Source organism: Shewanella sp. MBTL60-007 (assembly GCF_019654915.1).
Classification (GTDB): Bacteria; Pseudomonadota; Gammaproteobacteria; order Enterobacterales; family Shewanellaceae; genus Shewanella.
In genome coordinates, this window is record NZ_BPET01000013.1 from 62581 (window position 1) to 86088 (window position 23508).

Consider the following 23508-nt stretch of genomic DNA (forward strand, 5'->3'; position numbering starts at 1 on the left):
ATTAATTGAGCTCGATTTTGACTCTGCGATTTAACGCTCGCCCCTCAGCAGTTCTGTTTGTTGATATGGGGCTCTCCTCCCCTTTCCAGTCAATTTGGATCCGGCATGGCTCTACACCGTTGGAAATAAAGTAGTTTCGAGTCGCTTCGGCCCGCTGTTTCGATAGCGTTAAGTTATAGTCCTCTGTACCTAAGTTGTCAGTGTAAGCGGTAATACTAAGTTCACTATCCTTGCTCGCTTTAACCTGTTTTAGCACCTCTGCTAGCTCTTCAGTTGCAATAAGCTTACTACTATCAAACCCAAATAAACTTTTGGCACTGATTGATAAGGGCTTTAATGCCGGAATCGACCTTGTTGTCGATATCGAATCACCAACTGCACTTTGCTTTTTATGCTTATGCATTGGATCTACCGCTGGACGCACAGGCAGATGCGAGACAACACCAAACTTATAGTTAACCCCGAGAGTAAATTCATACAGGTCATCATCAGTGCTTGGGGTATCTTTAATCCAGCGATATCCACTATCAAGCTCCCAGTTGGGTGATAGTCGATACTTGATACCTAAACCACTGCTAAGCGACACATTATCTTCAGCCCAAGCTGGACCTAATTTAACATACAGCGCGGCATCATCACTGAGTCGATATCGAGTCGACAAATAAGCCCCAATTGCAAATAAGTTTTTATCTTCTCCAGAGCTCTCATCTTGATATTGCCCTAGATAACTCATATCCGTTTCTAGGGATAAGTAGGAGTTGATGTTATATCCAAAGGTCAAACCCGAGCTAAAGTTAACCTGTTTGTTTTCCCCCTGCTCTAGCGGCTTTTCAGTATCCAGCAGTACTCCTCCGATTTTGCCACCAAAATAGAAATCACCATCACTATAAAAACTTTCAGCAAGCGCAACATCCGGGTAGAGCAGTAATATACAGACAAAGCAACTAGACTTTATCAGGCTTATTCTTATCGAACTCAATTTTTTCAGAGCAAACTTCACAACTGCACCTCAAACATCAGGGTAAAATTGTCGCTATAACGTTTCTCTTCTACGTCATTTACAGAGACATTCTCAAAGCCGACATTAAGCATAAAAGGGATCATAGTGGCACCGGGTGCGTCTATCTTTGCTTCACCTTTATCAACTACATGACCATTAGCGACTATCTCAGATTGACTGCTGCATCCTTGGCAACTAATGCTATATGGGATCTGAGTAGCGCTGCCAGAATCTGGCTTTAAGTTATAGTCATCGGCATCTTTGTTAATTAACTGAAACCTCAGTCCATTTTGAAATTGACCTAACACCGAAACCTTAAACCCAGTATTGCCACTCACCGTATGCTTGTAGGTGTCATATTCTGGAGTAATATGGCCATTGCCCAATACATTAATACGGCTAATGACACTCGGGTTATAAGCGATCTGCATCGAAAAAGTGATAGGGATATTGCGGTAAGTTTTTACCGCCTCAGAAATATTGGCCTTAAATCCATAGCTAATTACCCCTGTGACGGTACCCGAATATATTCCTTTAGCCTTGCCCTTTAATCGGGTAATAAGCTCGGCTTTATCGAAACGAATAACCGGCTGATAGCGCTTAAAGGGGGTTGTAGGATTAGCAAACTGAATACTTTTATCAGCAATACAAAATCCGTTGCGGCTAGTGTTCATTACGGTACTGGTTGCGGCAACAATCGACTGCTCACAAACAGGATAGCTATCAGCATATGGGATTTGCGAGAACTGCCCACTAAGCTGATACTTCACACCGCTTAATTTTATCGGCATAGACACATGCTCAGTACCGTTCGACAACTCGATATTCAGCTGCGTAGGTGTCGTATAAGTACCTGGCACCCACATTGTAGTCTGCGGCAGTCGCACAGGAGTAAACCAGTAATTAGGCCGGATATATTCACCATCGTTACTGGCATTGGCCCACTCGAGCTTATCACCTGTTAGCGTGCCATTGATTGTAAATGCACTAGCGGACATAGATGTACCAAGCAATAGACTCAGTACTAACGACATCAACATAAAACCAAAACCGGCCTTTACTGGCTGTTTAATGACAGCAAAGCGCATCTTACTCTCCTCGGCTCAAACGGATCTCTTCACGATATGACTCATCGTGATTTAACACCATCACCTCTAGTTCATCGGCTTGTAACACCTCTGGTACGTGAACGTCGCGAGTTCTGCCTGCCAATATAGTGAAATTGGCTTTACATAATGCTCTGTCATCATCCTCATCGATAACCCCATCTTTATCGCATTGATCAATGACGATATCTATCATGGTATTACCTGAATTTTTGGCTGTAATCGTGTCGCCTTTATAGTCGAGTAAGTATTCAACGTTACTCACTTTAGCTGGTACGATGTAATAAGGAGAGAAACCAAATAACATGTTGATTTTCGATTGCTGTTTACCTTCTGTGCTGTAGGAAACAGGTTGAATATTGATCTGATAAACTTGGTCTTTGTCAGTATCACAGCGTTCGCCACAAATACTTTCCACTTGGATCTCTTTTACCATATTTGGCTCAATGACCAATTTAGAAGGCTTAGTAGCTATGTCCCACGAATCAAGGTTATCGCGAGTGTAAGGCGTCTTGATAATTTTGTTATCAACGATCTCAACCTTTGATACTGAGGTCTTAAGGAAGTAAGTGATTTCGTCTGTATTATCTAAGGTGAACACTCCAGCTTTGGTCTCTGGGTTGGTCAGCATTAAACTGCTAATCGCCATCGCCGACGCGTCGAAAACAAACAGAGATAATATGGTCAATAATAAAGGTTTCGTCATCTTCATAATTTAGTTCCAGTTGTTAGCAAAGTTGTCATCTTCAATCAGACTCTTCGCATAAAGGCTTAATTCGTTTAATAGCGATACTTGGCTAGCGCTAAGACTTGATTCATTAGTCACGTAGAGATATTGCCGCTGACCGACGATACGAGTGATGACAGCTAAACCCGCTTCTTCAAGTTTGCGGTTGGTATTCACCCGCTCATCTTCATTGGTAAAAACACCAACAAAGTAATATTCATTGTCATCAATTTTGATCGGCTGCAGAGACTTATCTTGTTCCAGCATTAATGTGTCATCATTGTCCAAACCCGGCAGGCAATAGTTATTGCCTGTATTAACGATATGAGTCGAATCTCTATCTAGCGTTGGCGTCACACAGGTTTGATTTTCTGATACCAATTGGTAATCAGAGCCCGCAATCACAGAGATCTTAAACACGCCCTCTTCAACTTGCTCGACATCAATACAGCCCTCACCTGTACACGCAACTTCAGCAATGACTTGATGATTCACGTCATCAAAAGAGGAGATAAAGGTTTTCACTTTAACTAAGTCGAGATCCAGCGAGATAACGGTACCAGGCAAGCTATAACCGGAGACTTCTCGTGTTTGATCGCTAATATAATTTGATGAATCCGTATCTAAACGCGCATTAAATGCCTTGTATTTATCGACAGGAATAATCGTCTCTTCTCGATCAATATTTTCGCTATAGTTCAGCGTGTTATTGTCATAAATAGAAAGCAGGCCACGGTGAGCGTCATCGCTCCCCTGATTGTTTGCATCAACAATGATGTAAGCGTCACTTTGCTCTGAGGTAAAATAAACTTCCCCTTTACCCGATAACACCTGAGTGCTATTAAAACTAGAGCTTACAGAATGGGTGCCATCTGAGCTGATATAGGCATAGGTATCTGACGCCACATAGCCATTGTTATAATTAATATTACTGGATAGATCGCTACTCATATTTCGCTCGATATCCGTGCCGTTATAACTGATCCCGAGCTCGTTATTCATCGACAAGTTACGACTCAATTGCCTGTCATTAGCCACACTGTTTCTAAATTCATCGAGCCCTTGGCGACTCACAGATACCGATGAGCTAGCACTCCACCCGGCAGACAAAGGCACAGACCATAGCACGCCTGCATACCAGTCATCTTTGACACCAAAGCTTTCGCCGCCTTGAAATGTTGCAGAAAAATTAATCACTGAATCCGCCACAAACGAATGTGAAAAACCAGCACTCACCGACCAGTAATCACTTTTATCAATAAAGGCTTGCGCCGCATTTTCAGTATCGAGTTTATTATTCACATAAAGCACATAGCCCTGGCCGCCCCAAAGATCAGAAGAAAAGTTCACATTAAGGCGCTGGTAACCAGTATTGGACAGCATGAAGTTATCTAGGCCGAAGTCGCTATCGGCTGAATCAAACTTCTCATAGCCAACACCGATATTGTAAAAGCTCACATCTGCCGCGATAAATTGGCTACCATTTGAAAAAGAAGCGTATTTCAACTGTGCAGTAGAGGCATCACTCAATGACGTCTTAACGCCTAGTTCAGACAAAGTGCTGTCTGAGTTTGACAAAATACGTCCACCTATCATGGTGCTATCTGTTAATTGGTATGAGAGCTTACCTTCAACAAAGTTATTACTTTCCAGCTGCAGCGAGTAATGGTCCGTTAGCGTTTTAAGGTAGGCATTAAGCCCGCCGGTGCGTTCATAGGAATAATCGCCATCATAAATAAAGCCATCGGCATATATAAAGCTGTCTGGTTCAACTAAATAACCTAACTTAGCTTGTAGCTTTGTAAGCTGACTTTGCTCTACGTCGCCGTCATAACTATTATCGTATCTATCGTTGAATCGCCCCGCAGAGAAACTGTAGTCAAACTCACCTTTATTCAGTAAGAAAGCGCTGTTATTAACAATCTGTTGGCGCTCCCTTAAGATCTCTCGCCCCGCAGAGATCACCACTATCGAAGCCGTGTATGAGCCATAGGGAAGATCACGAAAAGCGATACTCTGCTGCCCGGCATCCACATTCTTGCTATAAATTAAATGTCCATCTCGATAGACCTCAATTCGCCCCTTGTTGGGCAAGATGTAAAACAAGCGGCGATTATTTTGCTTGCCACCATCAATCAAGTTTTGCGATGACGAGTAATTGACAATATCCTGCGAATAGCTGCCTGATAGATCCATAAACGCTGTGGTATTTTGCTCATAGCCATACTTAAAATGACCAAATTGAAAGCGCCTATTTTGACTTTCAAAGTCATAAGATAACTGCTCAACTTCAAATTCATTTGCCGCTGTATCCGCATAGAGACTCGATTTGATAGAGCCATACTTTAAACCTATCAAGGTTTCATCACGGCCTATAAGCGATGAGCCACCATCACCAAAATAGTGATAGTTCAAATTAACGCTATTAATCACTCCGTACTGCTGATTAGTGGCCTCGTGAAATCGGCGAGCCGTTTTTTGGCTATCAATTAAGTCAGCATTAATAAATAAGTTCAGCTTTTTATGCTCAAAGTCATAGGTAAAGGCATAACGCTCAGGCATCAACTCACATTCAGACACCTTTCCCTGACATAAAGAGGATGTCGTAATATCACTCATTGCCGTGATGATGTCCGCCACCGCCTCTCGCTTAACATTTAGGTGGGTCAAGTATTGCTCAACACTGACCTTACTTTCCCTATTTAAAGACGCAGAGGTGGGTGTTGAGTTAAGCTTAATAACCAACTGTTCTTTAGCACTGGCTAGCTGAAAATCAAACGTCTCTGTACTGCCAGAATATAGCTCGGCAAACTCATCAGGGATTGCAATACCCTCACTCTTTACCGAAGCATATACGGGTAAAAATAACTGTGGGGTTAACGTGCAAGATAAGCCAAACAGGACTGATAGGGCGATTTTGTTGTATCTCATATTGCTAGCTCTATACTCATCTTGATCATTCCTTCGCAGTAGTCATCTTTTAAACTGACAGGTGCAAACTTAAGCTCAACATCAAAGTGACTATATTTGCCAACACGGTTAACGCCATCAAACTCCAAGCTATCTAGCGCTTCCCCTTGATTGATAGGTTCACCATCGACGGTTACAGACACTAAGTTTTTACTGTCTGTCTGCACGCCATTGACGTCATAACAAGCGGAACTATTTTCAAGCAGATTAAGGCTATAGGTGTTTAGTGGATCACTCTTACCTATCGAGGTTTCTAATTGCAGTACATCTGAAATATCATTAAATTTGAAATTACGACCATCGAACTGCAGCTCCCAGTTCTTTTTAACAAATTCAAATTTAATGATCTCTCGGTCATAAAACTTATCCAGCTCTATTTGGGTATCAACATGAAACTCGCGCTGATCACCAGAGGCAGACATATCAAGAGCCAAGGCATCACTTGCCGCAAATAGCAGGCATGCAGAAAAGATAACTTTTATAGAAGTCATAGTCGGCTCTTGATAGATCTGAGGAGAACGTAGGCTTAGATAGCTTTCGCTGAATTAATAACTGTGTGGACTTCGATATTTTGACCAGGCTTCAGCTCTGTGCCCATTGCGGTTTCAACACTTTCAGTGTTTTCAGTAGTAAAAGTAACGGTACCGGTTGTCGCTACAATAGGCTTGGACTTCTCCATTGGTGCGCCTTCCATCTTAACAACAGTTCCCACACCTGTAGTGTCTAGCGTACCAATAACCGTCTCTAATGAACTCATTGTCCAAGATGCATCAGGAATAATATCGCCAACTGCTTCTGCAACTTCACCTTGCACAAATCCACTAGCACAAGCGCCTTCAGCTGGGGCGCTACCATCGGTACATAAACGGTAGTGCAGTTCTAAAGAGATCTGATCTGAAGTGAAAACACCAGTCGTGTCTTTAACATCCAGTCCTGCCGTATCTATGTATGGAACACGTCCTGAAGGACCCGTGATGATTACTCCTGCACCAGGAACAACTGTCGGTACAATCCCCTTCCAGTGAAGAGTCGTTGTTGCATCATCAGCAAAAGCGGTTCCAGATAGTGTCAGTAGTGCGATAGGTAATAAAATTTTAGCATTCATAGAAACATCCTCATTAAACATTTGTTTGCCATACTTGCTTGATAAAAAATAAATACCTAAATCGGTAATAAATCACTTTCTTTTGCAAATATGTCTGATAGGTAACTTACAGAGCATATGTTAACGAGTGGATACGCTCTCAACAGGTCAAAACTGATTTCAAAAAATCAAAAATGCCTACATCGAATAAAAAAACAGCTAGATAGCGGCTTTTTTTGATCAGGAAATAACAAAAACAATGGAGATAATCAGAAAAATTGGGGGACTAAGCGATTGAAAGGGACTAATACAACGTAAGCGTGCGAATGACTGCAAAAAAATAACAGCTCCCAACTTATATCAATCTGTATAAGCTGAGCGCTGCCATTTCATTGTGATAAGGAGTCTAACCGTAAAATGCAAAAAGGCTAATTATCGTATTTATCTAATTGGCTATTACTATCAATGTCTTTATTGCCATCATAGGGACCAAAGCCATTTTTCTTGTAATCGCCAACAATATGGCTAAAGCGACTTTGATAATTCCCCTTACCTGCCCCCTGATAGCGATACTCAAAACTATCTAACACGTCATCACCATCACTGTCAGATAAAATGGGTTGTGAGCAATACTCAATATCACCACTATGATACTCTGTACGCTCAGCTAAACACGCTTCAACTTCTATCGCTGTAGATAGCCCATCATTATCTAAATCCGTTAAATCTGGGTAAACCTTGCCAGTACTGTCCTCATTGGCAAAACGCACCTCAGGGTAAACACTCACTCCTGAATCTGTAAGTGGGATCACCGCACCATTCATTTTAAAATCAATGTAAGTACAACCAGTTAAAATATATGGATAAGAAACTTCGCCATATTCAGGTTTCACACAGCTTAGACTCGAATCAAGCTCTTCAAGTGGGCTAAAAAACTGCCAATGCTCTTCATGCCCATTCTTATTGCCCCGAGCAAAAAAAGTGCTTAAACCTTGCCCAGCTGTTTCTGTACGAACACCATAAGAATTAGCGGAATCCCCTACAAGATTATAATGAAAATCCTTACCTCCATACGCTTTAAGGCCTTTTCTAGTAAGTATATAAAGCCTGTCATCTATAATTAAAGCCACTGCGTTCGCAGTGTTTTCATAAAATTTTACTTTTCTACGTTCACTTTGGCTTAATTCACTAAACTTGATAGTCATATTCAACTGCTGGCCGCTTGGCAATGTCTCTCGGTGATACTGCGCATAGCCATTGAATTCAAGGTAATAACTATCACGAGGCTCATAACTATTGTCAGAAGTTTTATCCGCACGATCATCATCTTCAACCATATGCATATAGGTGACATAATTGGCCGCTTGCTGGTAATCATTTACTCTAGTCGCAACTTTCTCGACTTTGTAGGTCTCTCCATTGCTATCCTTGCCATCGAATAACACGTACAGAACTCCATTTTGCGTTAATGCTGCAATACCTTTAGTGACTTGGGTGCTTTTTACTATCTTCTTACCTGTATTTTTAAAGAAATTGGCGAACTTAAGATAAATATTGCCCTTCTCGTCAATCTCATTTGGGCCAACCACGCGCACAAATGCCTGTTCACTTTGATCTTTGTTCAAACAATAAAATGAGCCGTGCTGTTTACCATTATCTGGCGCATCCCAACATTGGGTTACTTTTCCTATGTATTTAGTCCAATCTGTATTGACAAGTTTGCCTGTGCTGCCGCAGTCAATACTGTAATATCTCGCGGTTCCATCGCTGAAATAAACCACAGCAGAAAATGGCCCAAAGCTTTCAATCTTTTCAACACCACTTAGGTTCAATCCATTAAACTTATCAACAAAGTCTCCATAACAAGTATTACTTGTACCGTATATTTGGTTGTGTGCAATGGCATTACCGGACTGAGTGACCTCATAAGCGATACCACCGTAACCCATGATTCGATCGGCATAGGTTAGCCCATAATAAACTTTGCTTGTGGCTGGCAGCTCAATCAAAGTTTCGATTGGTTGTAGTGCATTTAGCGCTGTAAATAAAACTATCTTATCTTCACCACCACTTTCACTGCTCATATCGATGCGGTAATTACCGAAACCGATATTTTTAAGTGCTGTGGCATAGTAGTCATTATTTTCCATATAAGGCAGGAGTGACTCTTTAAAAGGTTTTATCAGGGTATTACGCCCAACTGCACCTAGGGCACCATCACCAAATAATTTAATAAAACCATTAAAGGAGAACTCTAAAATCCCCTCACGCACATAACCAGTCTCTATGCTGATAAACCCACTACTCACGCCATCGACTTCATGGTCATAAACCGTGTACTTAACTTCATAAAGCCCCTTTTCACTGGCTGAAAAGGTAAATTGGGTATTATTGACATCGCCTGGATTAACGAGACTGACATTGGCGTTATACACCTGCACGCCAACAAGTTGCACCTTATCGCCTTCCCTGTCGTTAACCAGTGAGCCAACACCTGGAAAATTTAAAATATCTAATGTTAGAGAATCCTCAACAGCCACCAATCGGCCATAGGTTTCATCTTTTGTTTCAGGCGCGGTATTGATGTCTCCTGAAACATCGATATTGATGACCCCAGTAAACACCAACTTATTATCATCAACCACAGAGTAGCTCACAGATGTGAGACCAATCTCTATGCCTTGATAGCTAAAATCCCCGTCTTCGGAAACATTAGCCGTGCCGCTGCCCACCACCACTATCGATGATGCAAAGCTTGGGTTGGTCATAGATAAAAACTCAGAAGCGAGTTCATCTTGAATATTAAAACTAAGCGTATCACCCATCGTAAGAGGTTTATTGAGTTCTGGCAGAACACCGCCCGCTGGTAACGATAGGCCCTGCTGTTCAGCAATAAGCTTGGCGCTATTGCTGGTAAATAAGATTGAAGCCAGCGCAGAGGTTTGCTCGGCACCATCGCTAACCGTATAGCGATAGTCACAACTGAGCGAATGATCTGGGGTAACTGAGAAAGATAGGGCTAGTTGATCTAGCTTGGTGATCTCACAACCTGCGAGATTGCCTAATACCTCGACCTTATCCAGACTCAACTTTCTGGTCGATATTAGATGAGCACTTGCACCAGCGGTAATTCCACTACTGACATAGTTAGATAAATTGAAAGTCACCGGCAAAGCCATATCGTCAGGAATGGTCACTGACTGGCGAAAGTCCATCGCCGTAATGCTCGATTTTACTTCTGGCGGAGGCGGTGGCGGTACAATTCCGCCGCCTTCACTATCTGAACCGCTGCCACAGGCACTTAATACTAATAGGGGTAACAATAAGAACAATTTGGAAAAAAATCGCATCGCAAACCTTAATATCTGTTCGTGTAACACTCGCACCTAAGGCTCTTTATGTGATTGCTATGCCAAGCCATAACGAGGCAATGACCAATCGCTAGCCACTAGCGTGCCCAATAAAATTTACGGCGATCGTCTAAACAATAATTTTTGGGATTAACACAATAAGAGAGAAACAAGGTGCGGTAATTTTGAGCAAATGCTAACAGCAAGGTGAGCACTTCTACAGGGCACTTTAGAAAAACAAAATCTAACTATGCCTATATAAGCTCAACAACAAAGTGCGACTAAAATGGAAAATCAGTGCTCTAATCATTTATAAAGTGTGCATGTTCTTTTAACCAAGATATCACCCCGTGATGCGATAGGTAATCATCTCGACTAATACCAATAAGCTTACGCGCCCCTGCTAAAGGATTTTCTTCTTCATACTCAGCTAAGACCTCAAAACCAAAGCTAACATAAGGCTGCTCAGCATTTTTGTTTCGAACGATCATAAAGATCTCCTTGATATCAGGGTTCTCTATCAAGAGTTTGAGCAAATGAAAAACACCAAACTCCCACCAGCGATAATTAAACTTCATGATTGAGTGAAAGAAGAGGATTTTGTCACCACTAATTTCTGGCTCTCTAGGGGTATTGTAGAAATCGACAAACTCATCGATTAACGATGCTCTGTCATCAGCATTATGTACAGAGATAATTGCGTGGGCATAGAGGTTGTCCTGGCTTCCTTCGCAGGTCAGCATATGCAACGCGCCTTGCTCTTGTAACTTTATGGCCCGCTCGCATCTTTCTTGCACATCACGCTCGGTTAAATTAAAAAACTTGGCGCTACTTTCACAAATTAGCGCCAATTTGCGCATATCTGTAAGCGGTGTAGATTCGGTGTATTTATGAAAGCAGGTATCGGTTACTGGATAATAGGAAGCTTGAATTAAGTCTTCTTGATCAAATGCTAGAGCCTCGATACGCCTCACCTGATTAACCTTAGTTTTCGATAACTTAAGATCCAACTCGATTAAATGACTCAATACATCATATTCAGCGAACGTAAGTAGCTGAATAATTCGTAATGTTGAGGGCATCGAGACCCCTCGCTCCCAACGGCTATAAGTGATCAAGTCTAGGTTAGCGAAAACCTTATGAAATAATGATAATTTTTCCACCATTTCCGCTTGGGTCAACCCATATTCATTACGAATTTTCGATAGTAGAGAGAACAATTCCATAAGTGCGTGTAAACCAATATAAACTAACTAAAATCATTAACTGGCATAGTAGCAAAAATGTGCTATTAAATGAAAACCTATGATAGAAAAAACCAGCAGCCATACATGTGCGTACGCACAAAAAATTTATAACCAAAAGATACAAATCTGTGCGAACTACCAAAGAAATAATTTCAGCACCACAGCATAATATTTCGGCCTGAAATACCTTGGTGCGCTGTCAGTCTCAGTGCTCCCTACTCGGCATAAATAAAACAAACCTTACATATAAAAAATACCCAAATAGGGATCCCTATGAGCCTAGTACTGATCTTATTGGCTGTGATTGCGTTTATCGTCATCGCCACCGCTAAATTTAAGCTACATCCGTTTTTAACCCTTATTCTGGCATCGTTTCTTGCCGCATTTGCCTACGGTCTACCAAGCGCCGATATCGCTAAAACCATCACCTCAGGTTTTGGCGGGATCTTGGGCTACATTGGTCTAGTTATCGTATTAGGTACCATCATAGGTACCATACTCGAGAAAAGTGGCGCCGCAATTACTATGGCCGATGTGGTCATTAAAGTGCTGGGTAAGCGCTTTCCGACACTCACCATGTCGATTATCGGTTATATCGTTTCAATCCCAGTTTTTTGCGACTCAGGCTTTGTGATTTTAAACTCGCTCAAGCAGTCGATGGCTAACCGTATGAAGGTGTCAAGCGTGTCTATGAGCGTCGCACTCGCGACGGGGTTGTATGCCACTCATACCTTTGTGCCACCCACACCTGGTCCTATCGCCGCGGCGGGTAACTTAGGGCTTGAATCAAATCTTGGTTTAGTGATTTTCGTTGGTATTTTTGTGGCCGCAGTCGCCGCACTAGCTGGTACCCTATGGGCTAACCGCTTTGCCAATACCCAGCCAGATGGTGAAGGCGCTGAAGAGCTTTTGAGTCACCAAGATGATTTCGACAAGCTTAAGCAGGCCTACGGTGAACTCCCTAGCCCGTCTCGTGCATTTGCACCAATTTTTGTACCAATTTTGATGATCTGTTTAGGCTCGATTGCCAACTTCCCATCGGCACCACTTGGCGATGGTATGCTTTTCGATATCTTGGCCTTCTTAGGTCAGCCTGTTAATGCCTTGATGATTGGTTTATTCCTGTCACTATCATTGCTAAAAGGCGACGACAAAATTAAAGAGTTTAGCGAGCGTATCAGCCAAGGTTTAGTGGTTGCAGCGCCTATTTTGCTTATCACAGGTGCGGGCGGTGCATTTGGTGCAGTACTTAAAGCCACAGACATCGGCACCTTCTTAGGTGAGTCATTGTCAGCACTAGGTATTGGGATCTTTATGCCGTTCGTGGTTGCTGCTGCGCTTAAATCGGCTCAAGGCTCGTCAACCGTTGCCTTGGTGGCAACCTCTGCACTGGTTGCGCCTATGTTAGGCGATATCGGCCTTGCCAGTGACATGGGACGCGTACTGACGGTTATGGCTATTGGCGCAGGTGCAATGACAGTATCTCATGCAAACGACAGCTTCTTCTGGGTCGTGACCCAGTTTAGCCGCATGAGTGTTAAGCAAGCCTATAAAGCCCAAACTATGGCAACACTAATTCAAGGTGTTACGGCTATGGCTTTGGTTTATCTACTAAGCTTAGTGTTGCTATAAACACTTGCTACTCAATATTTAGGCGAGCATAAACATGCTCGCCTAATATCAACTAACGTAATCAACTTACGCACCAAAGTTAACCATATCAAGATTAGTCTGATTCAATTGGTTGAGTTTAGTCTTATAGGAATACTGCATGAAAATTGTGATAGCCCCCGACTCTTTCAAAGAAAGCCTGACCGCAATGGAAGTGGCAAATGAAATTGAACGAGGATTTCGCACTGTATTGCCCACTGCTGAGTACATTAAAGTTCCTGTCGCTGATGGGGGCGAAGGCACAGTGCAATCGATGGTCGATGCCACCGATGGTAGCATTGTCACACTCAATGTCACGGGGCCATTAGGCGATAAAGTTGAGGCCTTCTATGGCGTCTTGGGCGCTGGCTATCAAGGAAAGAAAAAAACGGCCGTAATTGAGATGGCTGCTGCGTCTGGCCTGCATTTGGTTGATCAAGACAAGCGAAATCCCCTTATTACTACCAGTTACGGTACCGGTGAGTTGATTGTTGATGCTCTCAATCGCGGTATAAAACATATCATCATCGGCCTTGGCGGTAGCGCCACCAATGATGGCGGTGCGGGTATGGCTCAAGCCATTGGTGCTCACCTGCTCGACAGTCAGGGCAAAACCCTTTCTGTTGGTGGCGCAGCATTAATGCAATTAGCTAAGCTAGAGTTAAACGATCTACACCCATTGATCAAAGAGTGCAGCTTCGAAGTCGCCTGTGATGTGAATAACCCTCTATGCGGAGACAAAGGGGCCTCGGCTATTTTTGGTCCACAAAAAGGCGCTACTCCAGAAATGGTGCAGCAGCTTGACAAGGCATTAGCCCATTTCGCCGATATCATAGCCGACTCAGGCATTGACGATAACCGAGATCTCGCTGGCGCTGGTGCTGCTGGCGGCATGGGCCTTGGTGTGATGACCTTTCTAAATGCCCAGCTAAAACCCGGTATCGACATTGTGATGGAAACAGTTAACTTGGCTAACCTGACTAAGGGAGCTGATTTAGTGATTACAGGTGAAGGCCGCCTCGACAGCCAAACTCTGCACGGTAAAACCCCTATGGGCGTCGCTGGTGTCGCTAAAGCTCAAGGCGTGCCTGTGGTAGCTATCGCAGGTTGCGTTAGCGATGATGCTAACATGCTACTAGAACATGGAATCGATGCGCTGTTCTCTATTACCCCTAGAGCATTGCCGCTTGCGGAGGTGCTTGCCAGCGCCAAGCATAATCTTTACAGCACAGCTAAAAATATCGCCGCGCTTTACGCACTTTCCCCCGCCAAATAACCCATCTCTACATTTGATATAAACCGAAAAAGGTGCTTAACGGCACCTTTTCTTGCTCAGCAATGCTCTACGTTTTAACACAAAACCCACTCTGACACTCCCACCATTACTGCGATAAAGCCATCGCTATTATTTTTCTACTTGATGCACCATAAAGCATAAAGTAAAGTGACCGTCCGTTTTATGCGTCCGTTTTGACCATCTGTTTCTATCGACAGTTAAGTTAAGAAACAGCGTGATTAGTAGAGAAATTTAGTCCAATGACAGCAAGAAAAGCCACCGCTTCTGAAGAGGCGCTACTGCGAATTTTTACGGTTCCAGAAGCCCCTGACTCTACCCTTAGTGTGATTGAGCAAAATATCTCACAAAACCTGATGGGTTTCTTACAAGAGAGCGTGGTGGCTGTCGAGAAGCCGCTGTCTGAAGTTGAACTGGACTTCCAACAATACCAGATCCCATCGGCGCCGCAGTTTGTCTCCGATTACGCCGACAATATGATGCAAACGCTGGTCGCTCATTCGGTGCATACCTCCGCACCTAGCTTTATTGGCCACATGACCTCTGCCCTACCTTACTTTGTATTACCCCTGTCTAAAATGATGGTAGGGCTTAATCAAAACTTGGTAAAAATCGAGACCTCAAAGGCCTTTACGCCACTCGAGCGCCAAGTGCTCGGCATGATGCATCATCTTGTTTATAAAGGGAGTGAAAGCTTTTATCAAAGCTGGATGCACAGCGCTAATGTCTCTTTAGGCGCATTTTGCTCTGGCGGCACAGTGGCTAACATTACCGCGCTGTGGACTGCCCGTAATCAACTACTCAAAGCAGATGGCGACTTCAAAGGCATCGCCAAACAGGGACTCGCTAAAGGCCTGCGCCACTACGGCTATGATGATTTAGCGATTTTAGTCTCAGAGCGCGGCCACTACTCACTCGCTAAAACTGCCGACCTACTAGGTATTGGCCGAGAAAACATTATTCAAGTGCCTACATCGGACGATAACAAGGTCGATGTCACTAAGATGCGAGCACTCGCAAAACAACTTGAGCAGGATAACATTCGAGTAATGGCCATTGTGGGTGTTGCTGGCACAACAGAAACCGGTAATATCGACCCCCTCAATGAACTTGCCGATCTGGCCGCTGAACTTGAATGTCACTTCCATGTGGATGCGGCTTGGGGTGGTGCAAGCTTATTATCGAATAAGTATCGTCACCTGCTAGCGGGTGTTGAGCGCGCCGACTCCGTAACCATCGATGCGCATAAGCAGATGTATGTGCCCATGGGTGCTGGTATGGTGCTATTTAAAGACCCTACCTTTGCCAACGCCATTAAACATCATGCCGAGTATATTCTGCGCCAGGGCTCGAAAGACTTAGGCAGCCAAACCCTCGAGGGTTCGCGCCCAGGTATGGCGATGCTAGTGCATGCTTGCCTGCAAGTGATAGGCCGAGAAGGTTATGAAATTTTGATCAATAACAGCCTCGAGAAGGCGCGCTACTTCGCAGATTTGATCACCGCAGAAGCTGACTTTGAGCTAGTCTCTAAGCCAGAACTTTGTCTGCTCACCTATCGCTATGTGCCACAATCAGTGCAACTGGCGATGGCAAAAGCCCGAGAGACAGGTGATACAGCGACACTCACTCAGTTTAATGAGTTACTCGATGGATTGACCAAATTTGTACAAAAAACTCAGCGAGAACAAGGCAGCTCATTTGTATCACGTACTCGTATCAATCCAGAAAGCCACCAGCTGATGAATATCAAGGCGGTGGTCTTTAGGGTTGTGCTCGCCAACCCGCTGACAACGAAAGAGATCTTGCATCAAGTCCTCACAGAGCAAGCCCTGATTGCATCGCAAGACCCCCTGTATTTACCTCAACTGCTCGCGCTAGCACAAAACTAGCAGTTTATGACCGTAAGGCTCGACTAATCCCTTTATCGAGCCTTGCTGTAATGAACAGATCCGTTACCTCACCAATTGGGCTAGGCTGCAGTTTGCGCTTAAGTTCAATAATACTAAAGCCAGCTAATTCTAGCGCTGAAACGATATCAGCGCCTTGGTGGAAATAGGTATACATCTTATCCCCATCACTTGAGGTATCGACTCTTGGCCCTAAAGAGTCACCTTCCATAGCACTTAAATAAATCACACCATTATCCGTAAGTCTTTGAGCCGCATCAGAGATTAAATTTAGCACTTGTTGTTGATTCAAATAAGGTAAGCAGAAGCCACACATGATGGCATCGAAGCGTGCATCTAATCGATTAAGCTCACGGCTATCGAGTAACGCAACATCCACCTGAGGGTTATTTTGCTGAGCAAGTATCAACATATTTGGCGCAAGATCGGTGGCAAGAATCGAAAGTTGAGGCCTTTTGCTCAATAGATAGCGAGTGATATTGCCAGGGCCACATGCAAGCTCCAGCACCCTAGCATCTTGTTTTGGCAGTGCTTCGATAAAAGGCTCAAAGGTATCGATATACATGGCCAAATCCATATACTTCTCTTGATATCGCAGGGCGAGCTTATCGAAGGTATTTACCGATACCTTATTTGGATCGAGTTTCTCTTTCATGACATCTCTATTTATAGCGTGATAAACCAATCCTACCGAGTAACGCCTAATACTCAAGCCCTTATATTCAAGTCCTTACATTCAAGCCTTATACAGCCACAATCTATCGTTATTCCAGCCTTAACATCTAGAGCCCTGCGAGAATATCATTGAAAAAGTCTCAATTGACCTCTTGTTCATTCCCTCCCAAAATCCTGTCAACACAAGGGGTGATGAGCAACGAGTAGGTCTGATAAAACGATTAATCAACAAGGATAGAAAAGATGACAAGGATGACTAAACAAGAAAACAAGTCACAACCATTAAAGCAACGAGTCAATTTATTTAATCGAATGAATTGCGCATAAAAAAGCCACCTAACAGATGGCTTCATACTTAACTCAACTAAAGAGCGTTTTTACTACTTAGGCAATGCTGCTTGATGCGCCTCAATGAAGCGCGCCATTTCAGCCTCCGCTCGTTGTTGAGCAGTGACTAATGTGTCTTCAGCGCTCATCGCTTCGACCACCTCGTAATAGCACTTGATCTTTGGCTCTGTGCCTGATGGCCTGACAATGACTCTAGCGCCATTTTCAAGGCGATAAATCAATACGTCACTGGCGGGTAGTGCGATTTCTTCCTCTGAGCCATCTGCACTCCCATCAAAGAAGTAGCGCTTACCAACACTGATATCGTCGCTCGATACCACCTTATGCCCAGCTATCTCAACGGGGGGATGTTCTCTAAGGTAGGCGCCGATATTTGGCGTCGTCGGTTTAAGGGCAATACTGACCTGAGCGTTGAGGTGAAAACCATGCTGACGATAGATGGCTTCAAGACGGTCCCATATAGTCTGTCCTTGGCTGACAAGCTCAGCAGTTAACTGAGCAAATGCGACCAGCGCCGACAAGCCGTCTTTATCCCACACCATAGAGCCAACGGTGTAACCAAGCGCCTCTTCGTAAGCAAACAGGAAGCGGTTATCATCAGTTTCTTCACTCATGCCGACATTTGTCAGCCACTTAAATCCTGTTAGCGTAGTTCTACATGTAGCATTTAAGCTATCTGCAACCTTTGACAATAAACTCGATGACACAATCGTGGTACAGGTTAAGCGTTGAGCATCACTCCCGTGGGTTAATAGGTAATGACCAAATAACACGCCTACCTGATCGCCTGTGAGCATCTGATAGTCTCCAGAAGCCGTACGCACAGCAACGGCAAAACGGTCGGCATCAGGATCGTTGGCACAGGCAAGCATCGCGTTATGCTTTTTGGCCTCAGCGATCACCATATCCATCGCCCCTTTCTCTTCGGGATTAGGAAAATTCACCGTAGGAAAGTCGCCATCGGGTAATGCCTGTTCTGCAACAGAATAAACTTGTGTAACCCCCGCATCTTTCAGCACATTCAGAGCCATTTCGTTACCTACACCATGCATGGCCGTGTAGGCTAAAGTGACAGACTCAGGTTGAGTATGATTTTGCAGTACGTCCGCCTGCTTCACGCCTTGACGGTAAGCATCGTAAAAGTCGTCCTCTAGCATGACTAGATTGCCCATGGCTTTGGCTTGCCCTATGTCCAACAATGGCGCGGCCTCGGTAGCAGCTTTATCGATACAGGCCGCGATACCGCTGTCATGGGGCGGTATGATCTGAGCACCATTGCCCCAATAGACCTTATAGCCGTTATATTGCGGCGGATTATGACTCGCGGTGACCACTACACCCGCCGCGCAGCCAAGATGAAGTACACCAAAAGCCACCAGCGGTGTCGCGGCAACATTTGCTGTCAAATAGACCTTAATCCCCATCGCCGTTAATACACTTGCGGCGTCATGGGCGAATTGTTTCGAGTCATGACGACCGTCATAACCTATCACTACGCCGCGACTTGCTACGTCACTAACTTGTGCCTTTAAGTATGAAGCTAGCCCTGCTGAAGTTTGCTGGATCACTAATCGATTCATTCGAGTCGGTCCCGCGCCAACAACACCGCGTAACCCTGCCGTACCAAAGGCGAGTCGGCCAGAAAAGCGTGCTTCAAGCTCTGCGCTATCATCCGAGTCTATTAGGGCTTGTAGCTCCTGTCGCATCGCAGAGTCAGGATCGGCTGCCATCCAGTGTTTTACTCTTAATGCTAATTGGGTATCCATAACTCGCTCCATTTACTATCAATAAGGTAATGACCGCTAAAGAATAGGAACCAAGCGCGGCACATTACGAGAAATAAACCTAATTAAACACTAAGCCTAGCACTTAGCTTGAACAAGACAATTTGCATTAAATTTTCATCACAAAGTTCAAGTATCTCTTCGTGCAATATTGAGTGCTATTGCTCAGTAAGCTTTACCATAATCATTAGTGATGCCTAGTAAAACATTTGGCGGCACAATAACTTCGAAAGTTGATTTAGTCTTTCAATTGCCCATTTTCGCGCTCAGTTCAACTGTTCACGAGCGCTTTTTTTAACTGATAGGCCCGATATGAATAGCTACATATACTTAAGCTTAGCCATTGTTTCTGAGGTCATTGCCACGAGTCTACTGCCTGTTACCATGGGGTTTAGTCGATTACTGCCTTCCATTGGCTGCGGCGTTGGCTATGGAGCGGCGTTTTACTTCTTATCCTTGGCCACTAACACTATTCCAACTCATGTTGCCTACGCGATATGGTGTGGTGCAGGAATTGTATTAATCACTATGCTAGGTATTTTTATGGGAAAGATGCCAAACCTCGATACTATCTTTGGCATGATTTTGATCGTTATAGGAGTCGCACTTATCAACATGAACACTCCTAATCTGCATTAAGTAATACGTAACCATGAGCCAAACGTTCGCTAATCGTGTAAAATTATCGGCTTGCTAAATAACCCCTTGCTGCGAACTGTTAATCATGAGCCCGTTAAAAATAGAAACCCATATCAAAGTCCAATCTACCGAGATTGATGCGGCAAGCCTGCTCGCGGAGAAAACAGGCTTATCCAAGCAGGTGCTCAAGCAAGCGATGCAAAAAGGGGCGGTTTGGCACAGTCATGGCAAGCAAACCAATCGTCTTCGCCGTGCGAAGAAGGCGCTTAAGATCGGTGATGAACTGCACCTTTATTACAACCAAGCGGTATTGGATGAGACGGTAACCGACGCGGAGCTACTGTTCGATCAGGAGCAATACAGCATCTGGTACAAACCCTTTGGCATGCGCTGTCAGGGCTCAAAGTGGAGCGACCACACCACCATTAATCGTTACATCGAGACCCACCTGAAACCAGCTCGAAACGCTTACCTCATTCACAGGCTCGATCTGGCCGCTACAGGCCTTATCGTGTTGGGGCATAATAAAAAATTTACCGCAGCTATCGCCAAGTTGTTTGAAACTCGCGCGCTGGATAAGTTTTATCAGGTGATAGTGGAAGGTAAGTTTCCCGATGGAAAAGTGACCATAGATACCGATGTGGATAACAAGTCTGCGATGTCACACGCCGAGCGCTTGGAGTACAACAGCGAGCTGAACCAGTCTAAAGTGCAGGTTAAAATCGAGTCAGGGCGTAAACACCAAATTCGTATCCATATGGCCAGTATTGGCCACCCCGTTGTCGGCGACAGACAGCATGGCAATGGCAGCGACCAGACACCGAACCTACAGCTCACCTCTTGCCACTTAAGCTTTGTCTGCCCTGTTACTGGTGAGGATAAAGTATTTGAGCTGCCGCAAAGTTACCGACCTGAGTTTCAATCGTGCTAATGCCAGCAACTAAGCGATAAACGAAAGCCCACTAATGTGGGCTTTCGTTTTTATCAATAGGCAACAGCTTTATGCTAAAAGCCTTTACTCATCGACAGGCTTATCTTTAAGTCGTTTCTTACCTGAAAACATAGCCGAAATAATACCAGGCTGATGTTTAAGCTCCGCGATTATAACACCGAGAATATGAGTCAGTACCACTAGCATCAGCAGATAAGCGCTATAGAGGTGCACCTTACCTATAATGCTTTTGTAAGGCTTCATCTGCGCGACTTTCTGTTGGTTAACTCCAGTTTCATCATAGGGTTTTAGCGAGGCAGGCTCTACCCCATCAGCTGCGATGTACTCGGTCACTGCCGCGCCAAATGGCGGATAAAAAACGTCAGTGCCCGCGCGCAACAATCCGGTCGCTCCGAGAACGATTAGCAATGCAAATATTGCGCTGACGGCCAACTTGCCCAGCGGGTTATGGCCTAAGTACTGCGGGTTCTGACCCGCCTTCAATGCTTGTCGATAATCACTTGCAGACTTAAAGCTTGGCCACATATGGGAAAGCTTGGCATAGCCACTGCCGATAAAGCCCCATAGCAAACGTATAAGCAGGTTAATCACGAAAAGATAGCCTATTACAATATGCAGCTCTTTAAGTTTAATCTTCGCAGCTAGTCCGCTAATTCCAAGCTCAGATTTAAACAGCATGATTAACCCGACAAACATTAACGCGGTGATCAACACTAGGTTAATCCAGTGGAAAATGCGTACGGGTTTATCCCACACTTGATACACAGATACCGTTTCAATATTACTATGTTGCTTTTCACTCATCGACTTTCCCCCGAAAATCTTATTTCACTCGCATTTGCAAAGTTTCAAACTAGTGGATTTATGATACGCCCTTAAGTCATTTTTTCAGTAAATTATTGTTTAATATCGAGAAGCCCTTAAAGCAAAGGATGACGGGCGATAGTGCAACCTAACAACCTGATTTTAAAGAGCTTTAAAGGTGACCTGTTCATTACACTCCGACCATACTGGGAATTTAGTCATCACTTTACTGAACATTCGGCTCTGTAAGTAACCACTCAGCCAATCCCTAACTTTTGGGTAGGGAGACTGCCTGTACCATTGACGTTCAACACGAGAAAATTGACGAATAAAAGGAAGAATTGCGAGATCGGCAAGACAGGGGTTATCTGAAACTAGGTATTGATGTTTAAGGAGCTTTAGTTCAAGGAGCTGCAAGTATCGCTCACAGGACTGCCGTTGAGTTAATAACTCTGGATCATGATAACGTTTAGCACTACGGTAGTTTTCCAGACAAGTTTTAAACTCCTCATCAAATAGCGCAATAAGACTAAACATCTCCTGCTGTCTATCCAGCTTATCATCAAGAAGGTAATTATCAGGGTCATTAGTTCTAAACGCCCACAGCATGATCTCTAGGCTCTGCTCAACAACCTCACCACAGGGCAACACCAGTACTGGCACGGTTCCCTTTGGCGAAGCTTCTAACAATTTGACCGGCTTATTATCTAAACGCAACTCACGTAGCTGTACCGATTGTCCCGAAAGATAGACAGCCATTCTTGCCCGAACCGCGTAGGGGCAATTGCGTAAAGAGTATAGTACGGGAGGTGATGACACTGCACTCATGATGGCTTTATTCCCTAACGATGCGTTCAATAAAATAGATAGCCAAATCGCTTATCAAGCAATTTCCAATCTAGAGCTGGACCCATTAAGTTTAAATCAATCTCAATCAAGTAATCTGTCCAGTATTAGCTAGCTTGTTTTTTACCTATGATAACCGTAGAGTGACCCCATCATAAGTAAAAGCGGTTAAATCACTTGGTTAAGCTGATTTATTCGACTATAGAACATAAACTTTAGGTGCTATTTTAAGAGGGTTTCGTGGATAAACTAACCATCGCAGTGGACTTTTTATTAACCCATAAGCTTTTGCTAACGGTATTAATCATTGTTTTGATTTCATTGATTAAGCGCTTGGTGATCTCTCAAATTCGTGGTGATGTGGCGTTTTTAACTGAAGTTCAACGTAAATGGATGTCACGTACCAAAAACGGCACCTTTATTTTAATTATAGTGATCCTGTTTATGCTATGGCAGACGGAGATCAGCAAGTTTGCCCTCTCAGTTACCGCTATCGCCATCGCTTTTGTTGTGGCATCGAAAGAGATTATTTTGTGCTTTACCGGTTCGATTCAAAGAGCCAGCTCTCGCTCATTTGTCATAGGTGACTGGATTGAAGTGGGTAAAATTTGTGGTGAGGTGATAGAGCACAACCTAATGGCAACTGTTATTCAAGAGATTGATCTGCACCATGGCCAGTATCACTTCACCGGTAAAACCGCCACCCTGCCAAACAGCATGTTCTTCAGCTATGCCGTTAAAAACCTCAACTTTATGAAACGCTATGTCTACCATGACTTTCATATCACTGTGGTTGAGTTTGTTAACCTGTATCCACTATTTCCAGAGTTACACGAGAAGATTGAAGCTCACTGTGAAGAGTTTCATGAAGTGGCCAAGCGCTATAACAGCGTGATTGAAAAGCATGCGGGTGTGGACCTACCGGGATCTGAACCCCATATTCATATCAATAGTGGCGCTAACGGAGAGCAACATGTACATATCATGATCTTCTGCCCAACCGAACAGGCGATTCATCTAGAACAGCTTATTCGAGAAGACTTTATGATCGCCTATCATGAGGCATTTGGAAAAGACCGCGAGCTTTAAGGCTCATCTCTGTCCAGGTCCTTAGCTCATGCAATA

The 23508-nt window shown here is 44.0% G+C and carries 18 protein-coding genes; 6 read left to right on the plus strand and 12 right to left on the minus strand.

The window, feature by feature from the left end; genetic code table 11:
- Position 1: 1 nt before the first annotated feature.
- From K5Q92_RS06525 to K5Q92_RS06560, 8 genes are all read right to left on the minus strand, one after another.
- Positions 2 to 1000 carry an OmpA family protein gene (locus K5Q92_RS06525; RefSeq protein WP_259649509.1) on the minus strand — a complete coding sequence of 333 codons (999 nt, stop codon included), beginning with the start codon at positions 998 to 1000 and terminating at the stop codon, positions 2 to 4.
- A complete protein-coding gene (locus K5Q92_RS06530) occupies positions 997 to 2088 on the minus strand; it encodes a hypothetical protein (RefSeq protein ID WP_220768217.1) in 1092 nt (363 codons plus the stop codon). Before K5Q92_RS06530 ends, K5Q92_RS06525 begins: the two co-directional genes overlap by 4 nt.
- Position 2089: 1 nt before the next feature.
- Positions 2090 to 2818, minus strand: coding sequence for a hypothetical protein (locus K5Q92_RS06535; protein WP_220768218.1), 729 nt, complete (start codon positions 2816 to 2818; stop codon positions 2090 to 2092).
- Between the two features lie 3 nt (positions 2819 to 2821).
- Complete coding sequence (locus tag K5Q92_RS06540; protein WP_220768219.1) at positions 2822 to 5764, minus strand: TcfC E-set like domain-containing protein; 2943 nt, start codon at positions 5762 to 5764, stop codon at positions 2822 to 2824.
- A complete protein-coding gene (locus K5Q92_RS06545; RefSeq protein ID WP_220768220.1) occupies positions 5761 to 6294 on the minus strand; it encodes a hypothetical protein in 534 nt (177 codons plus the stop codon). The genes K5Q92_RS06540 and K5Q92_RS06545 overlap by 4 nt, the downstream gene beginning before the upstream one ends.
- A gap of 35 nt (positions 6295 to 6329) precedes the next feature.
- On the minus strand, positions 6330 to 6908 hold the full coding sequence (locus tag K5Q92_RS06550) for a hypothetical protein (protein ID WP_220768221.1): 579 nt from the start codon (positions 6906 to 6908) through the stop codon (positions 6330 to 6332).
- Between the two features lie 407 nt (positions 6909 to 7315).
- Entirely contained in the window at positions 7316 to 10237 is a 2922-nt protein-coding gene (locus K5Q92_RS06555; RefSeq protein ID WP_220768222.1) for a hypothetical protein, read from the minus strand.
- A gap of 302 nt (positions 10238 to 10539) precedes the next feature.
- Positions 10540 to 11463 carry a helix-turn-helix domain-containing protein gene (locus K5Q92_RS06560; RefSeq protein WP_220768223.1) on the minus strand — a complete coding sequence of 308 codons (924 nt, stop codon included), beginning with the start codon at positions 11461 to 11463 and terminating at the stop codon, positions 10540 to 10542.
- A 294-nt stretch (positions 11464 to 11757) separates the two neighbouring features.
- On the opposite strand from K5Q92_RS06560, the gene K5Q92_RS06565 reads away from it, so the two are divergent.
- The 3 genes from K5Q92_RS06565 (at position 11758) to panP (ending at position 16317) form a co-directional block, all read left to right on the plus strand.
- Entirely contained in the window at positions 11758 to 13116 is a 1359-nt protein-coding gene (locus K5Q92_RS06565) for a GntP family permease (protein ID WP_220768224.1), read from the plus strand.
- Between the two features lie 139 nt (positions 13117 to 13255).
- The gene (locus K5Q92_RS06570; protein WP_220768225.1) at positions 13256 to 14410 is read left to right on the plus strand and encodes a glycerate kinase; all 1155 of its coding nucleotides are present in this window, start codon (positions 13256 to 13258) and stop codon (positions 14408 to 14410) included.
- 260 nt (positions 14411 to 14670) lie between these two features.
- Positions 14671 to 16317 (plus strand): pyridoxal-dependent aspartate 1-decarboxylase PanP, encoded by a 1647-nt coding sequence (gene panP, locus K5Q92_RS06575; protein WP_220768226.1) that lies wholly within the window; start codon positions 14671 to 14673, stop codon positions 16315 to 16317.
- Positions 16318 to 16321: 4 nt separating this feature from the next.
- On the opposite strand, the gene K5Q92_RS06580 is transcribed toward panP, so the two are convergent.
- Complete coding sequence (locus K5Q92_RS06580; protein ID WP_220768227.1) at positions 16322 to 16990, minus strand: trans-aconitate 2-methyltransferase; 669 nt, start codon at positions 16988 to 16990, stop codon at positions 16322 to 16324.
- 400 nt (positions 16991 to 17390) lie between these two features.
- A complete protein-coding gene (locus K5Q92_RS06585) occupies positions 17391 to 19124 on the minus strand; it encodes a phospho-sugar mutase (protein WP_220768228.1) in 1734 nt (577 codons plus the stop codon).
- 330 nt (positions 19125 to 19454) lie between these two features.
- On the opposite strand from K5Q92_RS06585, the gene K5Q92_RS06590 reads away from it, so the two are divergent.
- Together K5Q92_RS06590 and K5Q92_RS06595 are read left to right on the plus strand one after the other, a co-directional pair.
- Positions 19455 to 19781, plus strand: coding sequence for a multidrug efflux SMR transporter (locus tag K5Q92_RS06590; protein WP_220768229.1), 327 nt, complete (start codon positions 19455 to 19457; stop codon positions 19779 to 19781).
- Positions 19782 to 19866: 85 nt separating this feature from the next.
- Positions 19867 to 20712: an RNA pseudouridine synthase gene (locus K5Q92_RS06595; protein ID WP_220768230.1), complete on the plus strand. Its 846-nt coding sequence runs from the start codon at positions 19867 to 19869 to the stop codon at positions 20710 to 20712.
- Between the two features lie 84 nt (positions 20713 to 20796).
- On the opposite strand, the gene K5Q92_RS06600 is transcribed toward K5Q92_RS06595, so the two are convergent.
- Complete coding sequence (locus K5Q92_RS06600; protein WP_220768231.1) at positions 20797 to 21537, minus strand: cytochrome b/b6 domain-containing protein; 741 nt, start codon at positions 21535 to 21537, stop codon at positions 20797 to 20799.
- Between the two features lie 162 nt (positions 21538 to 21699).
- Positions 21700 to 22365 (minus strand): glutathione S-transferase, encoded by a 666-nt coding sequence (locus K5Q92_RS06605; RefSeq protein ID WP_220768232.1) that lies wholly within the window; start codon positions 22363 to 22365, stop codon positions 21700 to 21702.
- Between the two features lie 258 nt (positions 22366 to 22623).
- On the opposite strand from K5Q92_RS06605, the gene K5Q92_RS06610 reads away from it, so the two are divergent.
- The gene (locus tag K5Q92_RS06610) at positions 22624 to 23472 is read left to right on the plus strand and encodes a mechanosensitive ion channel family protein (protein ID WP_220768233.1); all 849 of its coding nucleotides are present in this window, start codon (positions 22624 to 22626) and stop codon (positions 23470 to 23472) included.
- Positions 23473 to 23508: the final 36 nt, after the last annotated feature.